Here is a 16,169-nt window from a genome sequence, read left to right as displayed (position 1 = left end):
GTCAACGATAACGCAGCGCTATCAGGTAGCCCGCGCCGCCTGTTGGTTTTTCGCGAGCAAGCTCGCTCCTACAGTGGGGTTGGGAGGTTGTTAGCGTCCAACTCTGATATTCGTCACCACGCCCCAGACGCTGAACACGATGAAGCTGATGGCGATGGTCATCAGCAGGTTGCTCCCCGCTTGGGCGAGTGCGGCGCTGCTGATGGCGGCGGTGATGAACATGATGCTGTTGCCAGCCGAGGCTGCAGTGCCGGCGCTGCTGGAGAACAGCAACATCGCCGCGGAAATCGCTGCGGGGCGGACCAAAGTTACGGCCAGGGCGCTGATCAGCATTGGGATGAGCAGGCTGATGGTGGTCATGGCTTCATAGCGGATGATCAGCGCCAGCAGCACGCCGGCGACGCCGAGCAGGACCAGGCCAATGTTGATCTGCCGCGTGAGGGAGATATGTTTTTGCAGGGCGCTCGCCGCGACGCCACCCAGCAGATAGGCGATGCCGTACACCATCAGTACCACCGCGTACTGGTATTCGGACAGCTTCAACTCATCCATGAAAATCAGCGGCGTCACGCTGATCAAGGCGAAGTAACAGGCGAATACCAACGCGGCGATCCACCAATAGCGGATGAAGTCCCGATTCCCGGCGATGGATTTCAGCGTGGCGATGATCGAGATGGGCGCTCTTTCAGGGCTGGCGGCCTTGGACGGCAATACCAGGTACGCATGCATAAACATGCCCAGCGCCATCACCGCAAACCCGTAGAAGCTGCCCTGCCAATCGAATGTGGTTTGCAGCCAGGAGCCCAGCAGCGGCGAGAGCGCAACAAACGATCCGCTCAAGGTCATGTAATAGATGCGGATGCGGGCGCGGTCCTGTTCTTCGAACAGGTCTTCCACCAGCGCATGGCCGAGTACAAAAAAGCCACAACCAATGGCCTGCACGGCGCGAAACAGCAGGAAGCTCGGGTAGCTTGTTGCGAGTGCGCAGCCGATCGAGCCGAGGGTGGAAACAACGATACATCCCAGCAGTACTTCCTTGCGTCCGAACTTGTCTGAAAGCGGGCCGGCGATCAGTTGGGAAATCGCAAATACCAGGGTGAACAGGCTGATGGATAAGGCGACCTCGGCGGTTGAAGTGTCGAACTTCACGGCCAGGGCAGGAAAGGAGGGCAGCAGGATGTTGATCGGGAAAAAGCTGATCAGGGAGATGCAGGTGATGAGGATGAAGCGCGAGAGTTGTTGGCGTTTTACGTCGCCATTGGGCGGCGAATACGAGGACTCAGACATTGTTGTTATTTTCCGGAGTAAAACCAGAAACCGATACTAGTCTGCGAAAAATGGAATTCAATCAAAAGTGTTGTAGGGCGTTTCCCGTGATGGTGTTTGTTGCCACTGTAGGAGCGAGCTTGCTCGCGAAGAACGTCAACGATAACGCAGCGCTATCAGGTAGCCCGTGTTGCCTTTCCGTTTTTCGCGAGCAAGCTCGCTCCTACAGTTGATCCGGTTTCAATTCAAACCGGTCGGTGTGTCAGCTATTGGGCAACAACCGGCACGTAATGCTCTTGATATACCGGGTCTCGACAATCGCCGGGTGCACCGGGTGATCCGGGCCCTGGCCGCCGCGTTCCAGCATCTGGATATTGCGGTCCAGGTGACGGGCGCTGGTCAGCAGGATGTTTTGCAGGTCATCTTCCGGCAGGTGCATGGAGCACGAAGCGCTGACCAGGATGCCGTCCTTGCTGAGCAGGCGCATGGCTTGCTCGTTCAGGCGGCGGTAGGCGCCTTCGCCGTTCTTCATGTCTTTCTTGCGCTTGATGAAGGCCGGCGGGTCGGCCACGATCACGTCGAAACGCTCTTCGCTGGCTTTCAGCTCTTTGAGGGCTTCGAACACGTCGCCTTCGATGCAGGTCATCTTCTCGGCAACGCCGTTCAGGGCCGCGTTGCGCTCGACACCGTCGAGGGCGAAGGCGGAGGCGTCGACGCAGAACACTTCACTGGCGCCGAACGCAGCGGCTTGCACGCCCCAGCCGCCGATGTAGCTGTACAGATCGAGTACGCGTTTGCCTTTGGCATACGGGGCCAGGCGGGCGCGGTTCATGCGGTGGTCGTAGAACCAGCCGGTTTTCTGACCCTGGATCACCGGGGCTTCGAACTTCACGCCGTTTTCTTCCAGGGCAACCCACTCCGGCACCAGGCCGAACACGGTTTCGACGTAGCGGTTGAGGCCTTCGGCATCACGGGCAGCGGAGTCATTCTTGAACAGGATGCCGCTTGGCTTGAGCACTTGGGTCAGCGCGGCGATCACGTCTTCCTTGTGGGCTTCCATGGTCGCCGAAGCGATCTGCACCACCAGGATGTCGCCGAAACGGTCGACCACCAGGCCCGGCAACAGGTCGGAGTCGCCGTACACCAGGCGGTAGAACGGCTTGTCGAACAGGCGGTCGCGCAGGGACAGGGCCACGTTGAGGCGGTGCACCAGCAGCGACTTGTCCAACGGCAGCTTGATGTCGCGGGACAGCAAGCGGGCGCAGATGAGGTTGTTCGGGCTCATGGCCACGATGCCGAGGGTCTTGCCGCCGGCGGCTTCCAGGATCGCCTGGTCGCCTGCCTGGAAGCCGTGAAGAGGTGTGGCGGCCACGTCGATTTCGTTGCTGTAGACCCACAGGTGGCCGTTGCGCAAACGACGATCGGCGTTGGCTTTGAGACGCAGGCTTGGCAGGGACATGACGTCGCTCCGGAAAAAAGAGCGGGAGTATACCGTGTTGTGTAGGACTTGGCGGCGCCGCCGGACATGCGGGAGCGGGCTTGCTCGCGAAGGCGGTGGGTCAGTCACTGAATGTATTGACGGATCCTGCGCTTTCGCGAGCCAGCCCGCTCCCACATTTGATCCGGTTTCAATCCGGTTTTTGAGGTGTCGGTCAGATCTTGATAAAGGTTAGAATCGCCGCCTAGTCCAGAGTGTGCCCCCTATGTCCCAAGAGCTATCCGCCGAACAGATCCAACAGAGCCTGCAAGGCATCAGCGTGCCGCCCCAACCGCAAATCATGGTGGATTTGCAGATGGAGCAGTACATGCCCGACCCGGACCTGGAAGTGATTGCCCGGCTGATCGCCCAGGACCCGGGCCTTTCCGGCTCGCTGCTGAAGATCGTCAACTCGCCGTATTACGGGTTGAGCAACAAGATTGTCTCGATCCAGCGCGCGGTGAACCTGTTGGGCAGCCGCTCCATCGTCAACCTGATCAACGCGCAGTCGATCAAGGGCGAGATGAGCGATGACACCATCGTCACCCTCAACCGTTTCTGGGACACCGCCCAGGACGTGGCCATGACCTGTCTGGCCCTGGCCAAGCGCACCGGCAGCCAGGCGGTCGATGAAGCCTACGCATTGGGGCTGTTCCACGATTGCGGCGTGCCGTTGATGCTCAAGCGTTTCCCGAACTACATGAGCGTGCTGGAAGAGGCCTACGCCAGCGCCGGCCCTGAATGCCGTGTGGTCGACACCGAAAACCGCGCGTTCAACACCAACCATGCCGTGGTGGGGTACTACACCGCCAAATCCTGGCGCCTGCCGGAGCATGTGACCGACGCCATCGCCAATCACCACAACGCCCTGGCGATTTTCAGCGACGACGCCAACCACAAGCCGCAGCTGAAAAACCTGCTGGCGATCCTGAAAATGGCCGAGCACATCTGCGCGTCCTACCGCGTGCTGGGCAACCAGGCGGATGACCATGAGTGGAATGCCATCGGCCCGCTGGTGCTGGACCACATCGGCCTGTCGGACTACGACTTCGAGAGTTTGAAGTTGTCGATCCGCGAGCTGGGCGCGCACTGACCCTTTCTCCACGAGGTACACATGCCCGAGTTACCCGAAGTCGAAACCACCCGGCGCGGTATTGCGCCGCACCTGGAAGGCCAGCGGGTCAGCCGTGTGGTGGTGCGTGAACGGCGCCTGCGCTGGCCGATCCCGGAAGACCTTGATGTGCGGTTGTCCGGGCAACGCATTGTGCTGGTGGAGCGGCGGGCCAAGTATTTGTTGATCAATGCCGAAGTCGGCACCTTGATCAGCCACTTGGGCATGTCGGGCAACCTGCGGCTGGTGGAGGCCGGAAGCCCGGCGGCCAAGCATGAGCACGTGGACATCGAGCTGGAGTCGGGCCTGGCCCTGCGCTACACCGACCCACGGCGCTTTGGTGCGATGCTGTGGAGCCTCGACCCGCTGAACCATGAGCTGCTGATTCGCCTGGGGCCGGAGCCGTTGACCGACCTGTTTGACGGCGAGCGGCTGTTCCAGCTGTCCCGCGGGCGGTCGATGGCGGTGAAGCCGTTCATCATGGACAACGCGGTGGTGGTGGGCGTGGGCAATATCTACGCGACGGAAGCACTGTTCGCCGCCGGAATTGATCCGCGTCGGGAAGCCAAGGGCATTTCCCGTGGGCGTTATTTGAAGCTGGCGATCGAGATTAAACGCATCCTGGCGGCGGCGATCGAACGCGGCGGCACCACGCTGCGGGACTTTATCGGCGGCGACGGGCAGCCGGGGTATTTCCAGCAGGAATTGTTCGTCTATGGCCGGGGCGGCGAGGCGTGCAAGGTCTGTGGGACCGAATTGCGCAGTGTGACGCTGGGGCAGCGGGCAAGTGTGTTTTGCCCGAAATGTCAGAGCTGACAAGGTGTGGTGGTGCTGATGGCGTCTTCGCGAGCAAGCCCGCTCCCACATTCGATCGAGTTCCACCTTTGGAATGCAGTCGAATGTGGGAGCGGGCTTGCTCGCGAAGGGGCCTAATGAAGCGCCAAGGGACTTAGGCTTTGCCGGTAATCAACCGGTACTTCTCCATCAGCTGCTCTTCCGTCTCCGGATGAGCCTCGTCCAGCGGGATGCAATCCACCGGGCAGACCTGCTGGCACTGGGGTTCGTCGTAGTGGCCGACACACTGGGTGCACAGGTTGGGGTCGATCACGTAGATCTCTTCACCCTGGGAAATGGCAGCGTTCGGGCACTCGGGTTCGCAGACGTCGCAGTTGATGCAATCGTCGGTGATGATCAGGGACATGGAAACTCCTGCCAGGGCTGTCAGCCAAGGCATCTGAAAACTAATGCGCGCAATTGTGCCGCATTGGCGCCCCTGTGGCGAGGGGGCTGTGGCGAGGGGCTGTGGTCAGGGGCTGTGGTCAGGGGGGAGTCTGTGGTCAGGGGGCTTGTCTGTGGTCAGGGGGCTTGTCTGTGGCGAGGGGGCTTGTCCCCCGTTGGGCTGCGAAGCTGCCCCAAACCAGGCGATCGGGTTTTACCTGATACTACGCGGCGTTTTTATTGGGGCTGCTTCGCAGCCCAACGGGGGACAAGCCCCCTCGCCACAGACAAGCCCCTCGCCACAACAAGCCCATAGGCCGCAGTTATTTCTTGAATCGCAGGGTTAGGGCATCCGCCACTGCCGGGTGCACAAACTTGGTGATATCCCCGCCCAGCGCGGCGATTTCCCGCACCAGCGTCGAAGAAATGAACGAATAACGCTCCGACGGCGTAAGAAACAGGCTTTCCACGTCCGGCGCCAGTTGGCGGTTCATATTGGCCAGCTGGAATTCGTATTCGAAGTCTGACACCGCCCGCAGGCCGCGCAGGAATACGTTGGCGTTCTGTTCCTTGGCAAAGTGCGCCAGCAGCGTGGCAAAGCCGACCACTTCAACGTTGGGCAGATGCTTGGTGACCTCACGGGCCAGCTCCACGCGCTGTTCCAGGGGAAACAGCGGGTTTTTCTTGGGGCTGGCAGCGACCGCGATAATCACATGGTCGAACAAGCGCGAGGCGCGTTCGACCAGATCGCCATGGCCCTTGGTGATTGGGTCGAAGGTACCTGGGTACAACACTCGGTTCATCGCGTCGTCCTGGCGGAGTCCGTTGGGGAACCGGATGGTATCGCAGCATTACCGGTGGGCCAAGTCGCCATATTCAGAAGAAAGCACTATAGACACCGCGAATACCCCGGTTTTTCATCCCGTTTTCAGACGATCGGCCAGCGCCGTCGCCAGTTGCGCCGTCAATCCATACACCGATAACTGCGGGTTTGCCCCAATGCTGGTGGGGAACAACGAGCCATCGTGAATCGACAGGTTGCGCAGTTGGTGATGCCGCCCGAGGCTGTCCGCCACGGCGTTTTTCGCTTCTTCACCCATGGCACAACCGCCCATCACATGAGCACTGCCGAGCCGCGTGCGGTGCAATTCCAGGTTCAAACCGTCAATCATGCTGCGGGCTTCGGCCAGGGTGTTCACGTAGCGCGCATCCCCGTGCAGCGGCATCACCGACTTGGCGCCACCGGCAAACTGAATCTCCGCCATGCTGTGAAACGCCCGGCGCAGGCCGTCCCAGGCGTAGGGTGAAACCTGATAGTCGAGCACCGGGGTGCCATCGCCACGCAATTCGACGCTGCCGCCCGGGCTGTCGGGGTGGAAACCGTCCCGCAACAGCGCAAGCATGGCGTGGGTCTTGGGCAGTTGGCCCATGTCCAGCGCGTTCTGCGTGCCGTAACCGCCGAGCAAGGTGCTGGCCAGGCCCGGATGCAGCGGTGGCACTTCGAGCTTGTAGGACATTTTGCCGGTGGTGCCGTCCTGCCATTGGAAGTGGTCGGAATAGATCGACTGCGGCGCTCCGTAGAACGGGTTGATCACCTCGTCGAACAGCCCGGCGGAAAAATTCACCAAGTGCAGAAAGGTGCGCTTGCCCAGGCGTGAGTGGGGGTCGGGCGCGTCGGAGCGAAGCAGCAGCGCCGGGCTGTTGATGCCGCCGCCAGCCAGCACGTAGTGCTTGGCTTTCACCGTGATTTTGCGCCCGGTGGGGGCCACACAATATTGATCCATGGCCACGCATTCGAGGCTGGTGATGGTGTCACCGCTGAATTTCAGGCGTTCGGCGCGGGCCAGGTACAACAACTCGCCGCCTTTCTCCAGGGTGGACGGGATGGTCGTCACCAACATCGATTGCTTGGCGTTGACCGGGCAGCCCATGCCGCAATACCCCAGGTTGAAACACCCACGCACGTTGCGCGGGATCACGTGCCAGCTGTAGCCGAGCTTTTCGCAGCCTTTGCGGATCACGTCGTTGTTGGCATTCGGTGGCATGGCCCAGGGCGCGATGCCCAGGCGCTGTTCCATTTTTTCGAACCAGGGCGCCATCTCGGCGCTGCTGTGGCCCTTCACTGCGTACTCGCTGGCCCAGTGGGCGAGGGTCGGGTCCGGGGTGCGGAAGCTGGAGGTCCAATTGATCAGCGTGGAGCCACCAACGGCACGGCCTTGCAGGATGGTGATGGCGCCGTCCTTGCTCATGCGGCCGATGCCTTCCTGGTAGAGGTTGGCGTAGGCCTCGTCCTCCAGCAGCTTGAAGTCGTTGCTGGTTTTCAACGGGCCTTCTTCGATCAGCAGCACCTTGTAGCCGGCGGCGCTGAGGATCTCGGCGGTGGTGCCGCCGCCGGCGCCGCTGCCGATGATCGCGACGTCGGCTTCCAGGGTCAGGTCCTGGTCGAGGGCGGCGCCATTGTGGGTTTTCCAGCCGCGGGCCATGCCATCGCGGAACAGATCAGGTACGGGCATCAGGGTCTTCTCTTGTTTTTATAGGGATGCAGATCAGATTTTCGGGGGGCCGGGGTAACCGCAATGCGCCCAGGACTCAGGGCGGAAGTACCAGGCCATGATCACCAGCTTGAGCAACGAGCCCTGGCCCATGCGCAGCAGGTTCAGGTAGCTGTTTTCCCAGCGGTGCAGGAAGTTGCGTATTTGCTCGGCGCTGGCGTTCTCCCAACTGCCCCACACCCCGGTCAGCGGCCCGCGGGTGACGGCCATGCCCAACACGTCGAACAGTTGCTGGGTCAGCTTGAACATCTCGGGCGACAGGTGTTGCAGGCTGAAATCGAGCTTTTTCAGGGTGTCGTCGATACCCGCCACCACCGCCTCGGCGCTGGCTGCGCCCTCCAGCAGCACCGGGATCACCGCCCGCAAAAACGGCAGGTCACTGCTGCGCAACATCGCAAAGCCGCTGGCCGGGGTGCTGCTGGAGCAGCCGCTGAGGCTGGCGCCCAGCCCGGCGGTGGCCAGGAAGGCGCTGGCGCACAGGCCGATTTTCAGTACGCCGCGCCGTGACAGCGCGGGTGATTCAGTCAGGCTAGGGTTCATTCTTATTGTTATCCCGGTGATGGGGTTGTTAGCGGACGAACAGCTTCTGGATCAACTTCTGGATGGATTTGCCGTAGGGCGGGTAAATCAGCTTGGCTGCGTTCAGGCGCTGCTTGATCAGCACCCCCTTGGCCTTGCTGAAGGTGAGAAAACCCTCATGGCCGTGGTAATGGCCCATGCCGGACGGGCCGATGCCGCCGAAGGGCATGTCGTCCTGGGCCACGTGCAGCAGGGTGTCGTTCAGGCACACGCCGCCGGAGTGGGTCTCGTGCAGTACGCGATTCTGTTCGGCCTTGTTGTAGCCGAAGTAATACAGCGCCAGTGGGCGAGGGCGTTGATTGATGTAGGCGAAGGCCTGGTCGAGGCCGCGATAGGGCACGATCGGCAGCACTGGGCCGAAGATTTCGTCCTGCATCACGGTCATGTCGTCGCTGACATTCAGCAGCAGGCTGTGGGCCATGCGCCGTTCCTGGCCCTGGTCGTACAGCGGGATCAGGGTGGCGCCCTTGTCGGTGGCGTCTTTGACGTAGCCGTTGAGCCGGGCCAGCTGTCGTTCGTTGATGATCGCGGTGTAGTCCGGGTTGGCGGCCAGGGTCGGATAGAACCCGCGAACCGCCTTGCTGTAGGCCTCGACGAAACCGTCGACACGGTCTTCCGGCACCAGCACGTAGTCTGGCGCCACACAGGTTTGCCCGGCATTCAGGGCCTTGCCGAAGGCGATGCGTTCGGCGGCGTCTTTCAGGGGCACATCGGCGGACACAATCGCCGGGGATTTGCCGCCCAATTCCAGGGTCACTGGCGTCAGGTGCTCGGCCGCTGCGCGCATCACGTGCTTGCCGATGCTGGTGGCGCCGGTGAACAGCAGGTGATCGAAGCGCAGCTTGGAGAACGCCATGCCGACTTCTGCTTCGCCGAGCACCACGCACACCAGGTCTTCAGGGAAGATCTTCGCCAGCAACGCCTTGAGCAATTCGCCGGTGGCGGGCGTGGACTCACTGAGCTTGAGCATCACTCGGTTGCCCGCCGCCAACGCGCCCACCAGCGGACCAATGGCCAGGTACAACGGGTAGTTCCAGGGCACGATCACCCCGACCACGCCCAACGGTTGATAGATGACCTTGGCCGACGCGGGCTGGAAGGCGATGCCTACGGCGCGACGGGAGGGTTTCATCCAGCCCTTGAGGTGTTTGCTGGCGTAGTGAATGCCGTGCAGGCTGGGCATCAATTCGGCGAACAGGGTTTCATCGGCGCTGCGGTGGCTGAAATCACGGCTGATGGCGTTGATCAGCGCCTGGCGCTCATCGCTCAGCAGGTCACGCAGGGCCTTGAGCCATTGCTGGCGCTGGGCGGCCGGCGGCATCGGATTGGCCGCATAGGCCTGGCGTTGAGCGTCGAACAGGTCCTGGAGCTGGTCCAGCGCCTGGGAATCTTGCAGGTAGGCAACGTTGGCAGACATGGCGAAGTTCCCGATTGTTATTGGAATGCTTCAGTTTTTAGAGTCATTGCTCTAAATTGTCAAATAACATTGCACGAACGTACCGATTTATCCGGACAAGGATAGTCCGTAAGATGCCGCCATCACGGGTCTAGAAGTTGATTTCCCATGGCACCACGAGTAAAGACCAGCGAGCGCATTGTGCAAACCAGCCTGGAGCTGTTTAACCAGCAGGGCGAGCGCAGTGTCAGCACCAACCATATCGCTGCCCACATGGAAATTTCCCCGGGCAACCTGTACTACCACTTCCCCAACAAGCAGGCGATTATCGCCGTGCTGTTTCGTGAGTACGAAGCGTTGGTGGACAGCTTCCTGCGCCCGCCCCAGGGCCGCTCGGTCACCGTCGAAGACAAGCGCTTCTACCTGCAGGCGGTGCTCGCCGGCATGTGGCGCTACCGCTTTCTGCACCGAGACCTTGAACACCTGCTGGAAAGCGACCCGGAACTGGCCACCGGCTACCGGCGGTTTTCCCAGCGCTGCCTGATTCAGGGCGCGGCCATTTACCAGGGGTTTGTCGATGCCGGCATCCTGAACATGGACCCGGTGCAAACCGAGGCCCTGACCCTGAACGCCTGGATCATCCTCACCTCGTGGGTGCGGTTCCTGTGCACCACCAATGAAAAGTCCACCCACCTGAGCGCCGAGGCGATCAAGCGCGGTGTGTACCAGGTGCTGGTGCTGGAAGCCGGGTTTATCACCCCCCAGGCCAAGGACGCGGTGGATGCACTGTTCAAAGAGTTTTACGTGCCGTTGAATCAGGCGCTGGAAGAAGTGAAGTAGGATGTTTCCCGAACGCTAACGTCGCCACAGGAGTCAGTCATGCCGCTTGCCCAACTGATCAGCCCCCAGCAACTGGCCGAGCGCCAGAAGGCCGGCGGGCTGGTGATCCTTGATTGCCGATTTGCCCTGGAAGACCCGGACTACGGGCTGTGCAGCTACGCCGAAGGGCATATCGAAGGGGCGCAGTACGCTGATCTGGAACGCCACCTCAGCGGGCCGGTGACCAAGGGGGTGACCGGTCGTCATCCACTGCCGGCGGCAGATGCGTTTATCCAGCAGCTGCGGGCCTGGGGCGTGAACGCCGACAGCGATATCGTTCTGTATGACGACGGCCCCGGTGCCTACGCCGCCCGCGCATGGTGGTTGCTGGCGTGGCTGGGCAAGCGCGACGGGGTTTTCATCCTCGATGGCGGGCTGAAAGCCTGGCACGCGGCGGGTTTTCCCCTGAGCCTGGATGGCCCGGTGATCGAGCCCGGTACCTTCAGCGGTACTCCGGACAACCACCTGCAACTGGACGCCGAGCACCTGCAAAAACGCCTCGGCCAGCCCGGCCTGACCCTGATTGACGCCCGCGCCCAGCCGCGTTTTCGCGGGGACGTGGAGCCGATTGACCCGGTGGCCGGGCATATCCCGGGGGCGCAATGTGCGGCGTTCAATGAAAACCTGGGCAGCGACGGTCGTTTCCTGCCGGCGGACCAGCTTAAGCAACGCTTCGCCGCCAAGCTGCAAGACCGCTCGCCGGATGAACTGGTGGCGTACTGCGGCTCGGGCGTGACCGCCTGCCACAACCTGTTTGCGCTGTGCCTGGCGGGTTACCCGTTGGGCAAGTTGTACGCGGGGTCGTGGAGCGAGTGGATCACTGATCCAAAGCGGGAAGTGGCAACCGGCGACTGAGGTCTACCTGGCCCGGTCTGATCCACAGTGTGGGAGCGGGCTTGCTCGCGAAGGCGGTGTGTCAGTCGCAGATAGATTGGCTGACACACCGCCTTCGCGAGCAAGCCCGCTCCCACATTTTTATCCGTGTTGTGCCAGCAACCAGGCGGGAATGCGGCGCTCCAGGTAGTAACCCGGCTGCTTCAGTGACCCCTCCACAAACCCGACATGCCCGCCCTTGGCCAGCAATTCGAACGCGGTGCAATCCGACAGTTCGCTGGCCTCGGGCAGGCTGTGGGCGAACACGAAGGGGTCGTCCGCCGCCTGGATGATCAGCGTCGGTGTACGAATGGCCCCCAGGTAATAGCGGCTGGAGGCTCGGCGGTAATAGTCCTCGGCATTGAGGAACCCGTGCAGCGGCGCGGTGACCCGGCCGTCAAAGTCCCAGAACGTGCGCATCTTCTCCAGCGAGCCCAGGTCGGCCAGGGTTTTCAGGCCCGCCTCGCGGCCATCCTTTACAAACCGGCTTTGTTTGACCCGGATATAGGCCAGCATTTCGCGCATGAAATGCTTCTGGTAAACCCGTGAAAAGCCCAGGCCGATGCGATCGGCACACTGGTCCAGGCGAAACGGCACCGACACTGCTGCCGCGCCTTGCAGCCCCGAGGCGTCGCCGGTTTCACCCAGGTGCTTGAGCAGCACATTGCCGCCCAGTGAGTAACCCACCGCATACAGCGGCGCCAGCGGGCGCTTGGCCCGCAAGTGAGCGATGGTTTCGGCCAGGTCTTCACTGGCGCCGGAATGGTAGCTGCGGGCAAGCAGGTTGGGTTCGCCGGAGCAGCCGCGCCAGTTCAAGGCCACGCTGGCCCAGCCTTGAGCCGCCAGGGCTTTTTGCAGGCCGGCCACGTAGGGCGAGTTGGACGAGCCGGTCAGGCCGTGCAGTACCAGCACCAGCGGCGTTTGCGCGTCATGGGGCCCATGCCAGTCGAGGTCGAGAAAGTCGCCGTCGGCCAGCCACAGGCGTTCGCGTTGGCGTTCGATGTGGGTGGTTTTGCGCCACAGCGGCCCCCACAGCGTTTGCAGGTGCGGATTGCCGAGGCCGAAGGCGGGGGTGAAGCGGTCGGGCGTTTTTGACACGATGGTTCTCGCGGCGTGTGGCTGGGCGGGTGAGCAACCTGTGGCGAGGGAGCTTGCTGTGGTGAGGAGCTTGCTGTGGCGAGGGAGCTTGCTCCCGCTGGGCTGCGAAGCGGCCCTAAACGCTAACCCCTCAATCTCTCAGGAAACACCATCGCCTGCTTTGGGGCTGCTGCGCAGCCCAGCGGGAGCAAGCTCCCTCGCCACAGCAAGCTCCCTCACCACATTGGGCTAAGCAAGTTCAGGTGTTTATGCGGCGCCCGACGTCGTACGTTGCCACAACGCGTAATACACCCGCCCGGATTTCTGCTCCCGGTGCAGGCGCCAGGTGCCCGGCAGGCCGAGCGTGGACGGTGCGGTTTCGCTTTCAGTGTAGATCCAGGCGTCCGGCGCCAGCCACTGACGCTCTTCCAGCAGTGCACACACAGTCGGCAGCAGGTTCTGGTTAAACGGCGGATCAAGGAACACCACGTCAAACTCCCGCGCTTCCTGGGTTTCCAGGTAGCGCAGCGCGTCAGCAGTCTGTACTTGCCCGGTGGTGCACCGCAGGGTGCCCAGGTGTTCCTTGAGGCTGGCAACCGCCACGTTGCTGGCATCCAGTGCCTGGCCCAGCGCGGCGCCCCGGGACAGGGACTCCAGGAACAGCGCGCCGCTGCCCGCGAACGGGTCCAGCACCTTGGCCCCGGCGATGTACGGCGCGAGCCAGTTGAACAGGGTTTCACGCACCCGGTCTGGCGTCGGGCGCAGGCCCACGACGTCGGGGAAGCTCAGCTTACGGCTGCCCCACTCTCCGCCGATGATGCGCAGTTGGCCCACACCGTTGTGAACGTTGTGGACAGGTTTTTTGGGACGGGATGGACGGGCCATTAATGCTCCGGAACCCCGAGCGGTTGCTCGGCGGGTTTATCTGTGGGGGGCGGTAGTGGCTTTTGCGCAATCGTCGGGCCGGCGGTCACGATGACCATTTTGTCGGCACTCAAATGTTTGTTCAAAGCAGCTTTGACCTGATCAACGGTCAGCGCCTGGGATTGTTTCATGAAATCTTCCAGGTAGCTCAGCGGCAGGTTGTAGAAACCCATGGCGCCCAGCTGCCCGACGATATCGGCATTGCTCGCGGTGGACAGCGGGAAGCTGCCAGCCAGTTCGCGCTTGGCGTCGTCGAGTTCTTTTTGTGTCGGGCCGGTCTTCAGGTAGTCGGCGAGCACGTCCTGCACCAGTCGCAGCGTACCGGCGCTCATTTCGGCACGGGTTTGCAGGTTGATCATGAACGGGCCGCGTACCTGCATCGGCGAGAAGCCGGAGTATACGCCGTAGGCCAGGCCGCGTTTCTCGCGCACTTCGCTCATCAAGCGGGTACCGAAGCCACCGCCGCCGAGGATCTGGTTGCCCAGAGACAGCGCGGCGTAGTCCGGGTCGGCACGGTCGATGCCCAGTTGCGCCAGCAGCAGGGTTGTCTGCTTGGACGGGAACTCAATATGCGTAGTGCCAGCCTTCGGCTCCACCGGTTGGGCGATCTTCGCCAGCGCCGGGCCTTTAGGCAGGGACGCGGAAACCTTGGCGGTCATGGCTTCGGCTTCGGCGCGGGTCAGGTCGCCGACGACAGAAATCACGGCGTTGCCGGCGGCATAGGCCTTGGCGTGGAAGTCCTTCAACTGCGCGAGGGTGACCTTCGGCACGCTCTGGGCGTTGCCTTCGCTTGGGTGCGCGTAAGGGTGATCGCCATAGAGCTGTTTGAACAGCTCGATGCTCGCCAGTTTGCCGGGGTTCTGCTTCTGGTACTCGAAGCCCGCCAGCAATTGGTTCTTGATGCGTGCCAGGGAGTCGGCCGGGAAGGTCGGCTTGCCGATCACGTCGTCAAACAGCGCGAGGGCCGCATCACGCTTGTCGCTGGCGCTCAGGCTGCGCAGGGACACCAGCGCCATGTCGCGGTAAGCGCCATTGTTGAAATCAGCCCCCAGGCCGTCGAAACCGGCGGCAATCTGGCTGACATCCTTGCCCGGCACGCCTTCATTGAGCATGGCGTTGGTCAACAGCGCCAGGCCCGGGGTGTTGCCGTCCTGGCTGCTGCCGGCGGCAAACAGGATGCGCATGTCGAACATCGGCAACTCATGGGCTTCGACGAACAGCACCTTGGCGCCTTCGGCGGTGGTCCAGGTTTGCACGTCGAGCTTGCGGTTGGTCGGCGCCTTGCCGTCCAGCTCCGCCAGGGACTGCAGTGTGTTGGCCGACTTGGCCTGCTCCAGCGCCTGGCTGGCAACGGACTCGCCGGGACGCAGGAAATACACCACGCACGCCGCAGCCAAAGTGACCACGACCAGGCCAGGCAGCACCAGGCGGTTGTTTTTACGTTCACTCATGAGCGGTCTCCTCAGGCAAAACATGGGCGACGCTGAGACGTTCGCGGGTGAAATAGGTGCGTGCAGCTTTCTGGATGTCTTCGGCGGTGACGCTTTGCAGCTCGGCCAGCTCAGTGTCCATCAGCTTCCAGGACAGGCCGACGGTCTCCAGGGAGCCGATGGCTGTGGCCTGGCTGGTGATCGAGTCGCGCTGGTAAACCACGCCGGCGATGACCTGGGCGCGAATCCGCTCCAGCTCGTCAGCGCTGGGTGGCTTGGCCTTCAGTTCATCCAGCAGGCGCCACAGGCCGGCTTCAGCCTGGGCCACGGTCTTTTTCTTCTGCAGGTTCGGTGTGGCGGTCAGGGTGAACAGGCTGTCGCCACGGGTATAGGCGTCGTAGCTCGACGAGCCGCCGGACACCAGCTCTTCACCGCGCTCCAGCTGCGTTGCGATGCGCGCGCTGTAGCCGCCGTCCAGCAGGGCCGAGATCAGGCGCAGGGCGTTGACCGAGCGCTTGTCTTCAGCGGTGGCGAGGCTTGGCACGTTGAAACCGAGGATCACGCTGGGCAGTTGGGTCTGCACATGCAGGGTCAGCAGGCGTTCGCCGGGCTCGGCGAGTTCCAGCGGGATTTTCGCCGGTGGCACGTCGCGCTTGGGAATCGGGCCGAAGTAGCGTTGGGCCAGGGTTTTGACTTCATCCGGGGTCACGTCGCCCACCACCACCAGCGTGGCATTGTTCGGCACGTACCAGGATTGGTACCAGTGGCGCAGCTCTTCTACCTTCATGCGGTCCAGGTCGGCCATCCAGCCGATGGTCGGCGTGTGGTAGCCGCTGGCCGGGTACGCCATGGCCTTGAAGCGCTCGTAGGCCTTGGACATCGGGTTGTCGTCGGTGCGCATGCGGCGCTCTTCCTTGATCACCTCGATCTCGCGGCTGAACTCGTCGGCCGGCAGGCGCAGACTGGCCATGCGGTCGGCTTCCAGCTCGAAGGCGACGCCCAGGCGGTCGCGGGCCAGCACTTGGTAGTAGGCGGTGTAGTCGTCACTGGTGAAGGCGTTTTCCTCGGCGCCCAGGTCCCGCAGGATCAACGAGGCTTCGCCGGGGCCGACTTTGGCGCTGCCCTTGAACATCATGTGTTCCAGGGCGTGGGACAAACCGGTCTGGCCCGGGGTTTCGTAGCTCGAACCTACCTTGTACCAGACCTGGGAAACCACCACCGGGGCGCGATGGTCTTCGCGCACGACGACCTTGAGGCCGTTGTCCAGGGTGAATTCGTGGGTGGGTTGTGGGTCGGCAGCCAAAGCTGAAAGGGGCAGACAAACTGTGCTGAGCAGCAGGCCTGCGGCGCGGCGGGCTAGAGCATTCATTCGTTTTTAAACCTGTTG

The 16,169-nt window shown here is 62.4% G+C and carries 15 protein-coding genes; 4 read left to right on the top strand and 11 right to left on the bottom strand.

From position 1 onward, the window contains the following. Window positions 1–90: 90 nt before the first annotated feature. The gene (locus HX855_RS16990) at window positions 91–1,287 is read right to left on the bottom strand and encodes an MFS transporter (protein ID WP_177086857.1); all 1,197 of its coding nucleotides are present in this window, start codon (window positions 1,285–1,287) and stop codon (window positions 91–93) included. Between the two features lie 241 nt (window positions 1,288–1,528). Beyond that, window positions 1,529–2,725: a class I SAM-dependent rRNA methyltransferase gene (locus HX855_RS16985; RefSeq protein WP_015886370.1), complete on the bottom strand. Its 1,197-nt coding sequence runs from the start codon at window positions 2,723–2,725 to the stop codon at window positions 1,529–1,531. Window positions 2,726–3,023: 298 nt separating this feature from the next. Here HX855_RS16985 and HX855_RS16980 point away from each other — a divergent pair, with 298 nt between their 5' ends. Both HX855_RS16980 and mutM read left to right on the top strand, forming a co-directional pair. Then, window positions 3,024–3,836 carry an HDOD domain-containing protein gene (locus HX855_RS16980; protein WP_177087138.1) on the top strand — a complete coding sequence of 271 codons (813 nt, stop codon included), beginning with the start codon at window positions 3,024–3,026 and terminating at the stop codon, window positions 3,834–3,836. Window positions 3,837–3,857: 21 nt separating this feature from the next. Further along, window positions 3,858–4,670 (top strand): bifunctional DNA-formamidopyrimidine glycosylase/DNA-(apurinic or apyrimidinic site) lyase, encoded by an 813-nt coding sequence (gene mutM / locus HX855_RS16975; protein ID WP_076013010.1) that lies wholly within the window; start codon window positions 3,858–3,860, stop codon window positions 4,668–4,670. Window positions 4,671–4,803: 133 nt separating this feature from the next. Here mutM and HX855_RS16970 read toward each other — a convergent pair whose 3' ends face one another. The 5 genes from HX855_RS16970 to HX855_RS16950 form a co-directional block, all read right to left on the bottom strand. Next, window positions 4,804–5,055 carry a YfhL family 4Fe-4S dicluster ferredoxin gene (locus HX855_RS16970; protein ID WP_003213796.1) on the bottom strand — a complete coding sequence of 84 codons (252 nt, stop codon included), beginning with the start codon at window positions 5,053–5,055 and terminating at the stop codon, window positions 4,804–4,806. A gap of 340 nt (window positions 5,056–5,395) precedes the next feature. Next, window positions 5,396–5,875 (bottom strand): pantetheine-phosphate adenylyltransferase, encoded by a 480-nt coding sequence (gene coaD / locus HX855_RS16965; protein WP_049711086.1) that lies wholly within the window; start codon window positions 5,873–5,875, stop codon window positions 5,396–5,398. A gap of 114 nt (window positions 5,876–5,989) precedes the next feature. Beyond that, window positions 5,990–7,585 carry a GMC family oxidoreductase gene (locus HX855_RS16960; protein ID WP_177086859.1) on the bottom strand — a complete coding sequence of 532 codons (1,596 nt, stop codon included), beginning with the start codon at window positions 7,583–7,585 and terminating at the stop codon, window positions 5,990–5,992. Window positions 7,586–7,618: 33 nt separating this feature from the next. Beyond that, entirely contained in the window at window positions 7,619–8,164 is a 546-nt protein-coding gene (locus HX855_RS16955) for a twin-arginine translocation pathway signal protein (RefSeq protein WP_177086861.1), read from the bottom strand. 28 nt (window positions 8,165–8,192) lie between these two features. Further along, on the bottom strand, window positions 8,193–9,620 hold the full coding sequence (locus HX855_RS16950; RefSeq protein WP_177086863.1) for a coniferyl aldehyde dehydrogenase: 1,428 nt from the start codon (window positions 9,618–9,620) through the stop codon (window positions 8,193–8,195). Between the two features lie 147 nt (window positions 9,621–9,767). On the opposite strand from HX855_RS16950, the gene HX855_RS16945 reads away from it, so the two are divergent. Both HX855_RS16945 and HX855_RS16940 read left to right on the top strand, forming a co-directional pair. Beyond that, window positions 9,768–10,439 carry a TetR/AcrR family transcriptional regulator gene (locus HX855_RS16945; protein WP_177086865.1) on the top strand — a complete coding sequence of 224 codons (672 nt, stop codon included), beginning with the start codon at window positions 9,768–9,770 and terminating at the stop codon, window positions 10,437–10,439. Window positions 10,440–10,478: 39 nt separating this feature from the next. Next, a complete protein-coding gene (locus HX855_RS16940) occupies window positions 10,479–11,333 on the top strand; it encodes a sulfurtransferase (protein WP_177086867.1) in 855 nt (284 codons plus the stop codon). Between the two features lie 120 nt (window positions 11,334–11,453). On the opposite strand, the gene HX855_RS16935 is transcribed toward HX855_RS16940, so the two are convergent. The 4 genes from HX855_RS16935 to HX855_RS16920 all read right to left on the bottom strand — a co-directional run bounded on the left by HX855_RS16935 (window position 11,454) and on the right by HX855_RS16920 (window position 16,151). Continuing rightward, window positions 11,454–12,449 (bottom strand): hydrolase, encoded by a 996-nt coding sequence (locus HX855_RS16935; RefSeq protein ID WP_177086869.1) that lies wholly within the window; start codon window positions 12,447–12,449, stop codon window positions 11,454–11,456. Between the two features lie 246 nt (window positions 12,450–12,695). Then, entirely contained in the window at window positions 12,696–13,313 is a 618-nt protein-coding gene (gene rsmD / locus HX855_RS16930) for a 16S rRNA (guanine(966)-N(2))-methyltransferase RsmD (RefSeq protein WP_177086871.1), read from the bottom strand. Continuing rightward, window positions 13,313–14,803, bottom strand: a complete 1,491-nt coding sequence (locus tag HX855_RS16925) for a pitrilysin family protein (protein ID WP_177086873.1) — start codon at window positions 14,801–14,803, stop codon at window positions 13,313–13,315. Before HX855_RS16925 ends, rsmD begins: the two co-directional genes overlap by 1 nt. After that, on the bottom strand, window positions 14,796–16,151 hold the full coding sequence (locus HX855_RS16920; RefSeq protein ID WP_177086875.1) for a pitrilysin family protein: 1,356 nt from the start codon (window positions 16,149–16,151) through the stop codon (window positions 14,796–14,798). Before HX855_RS16920 ends, HX855_RS16925 begins: the two co-directional genes overlap by 8 nt. Window positions 16,152–16,169 lie beyond the last annotated feature (18 nt).

The organism is Pseudomonas sp. IPO3778 (genome assembly GCF_013386825.1).
Taxonomy (GTDB): Bacteria; Pseudomonadota; Gammaproteobacteria; order Pseudomonadales; family Pseudomonadaceae; genus Aquipseudomonas.
The sequence above is the reverse complement of the archived record's forward strand: the minus strand, read 5'-3'. Positions and strand labels throughout refer to the sequence as shown.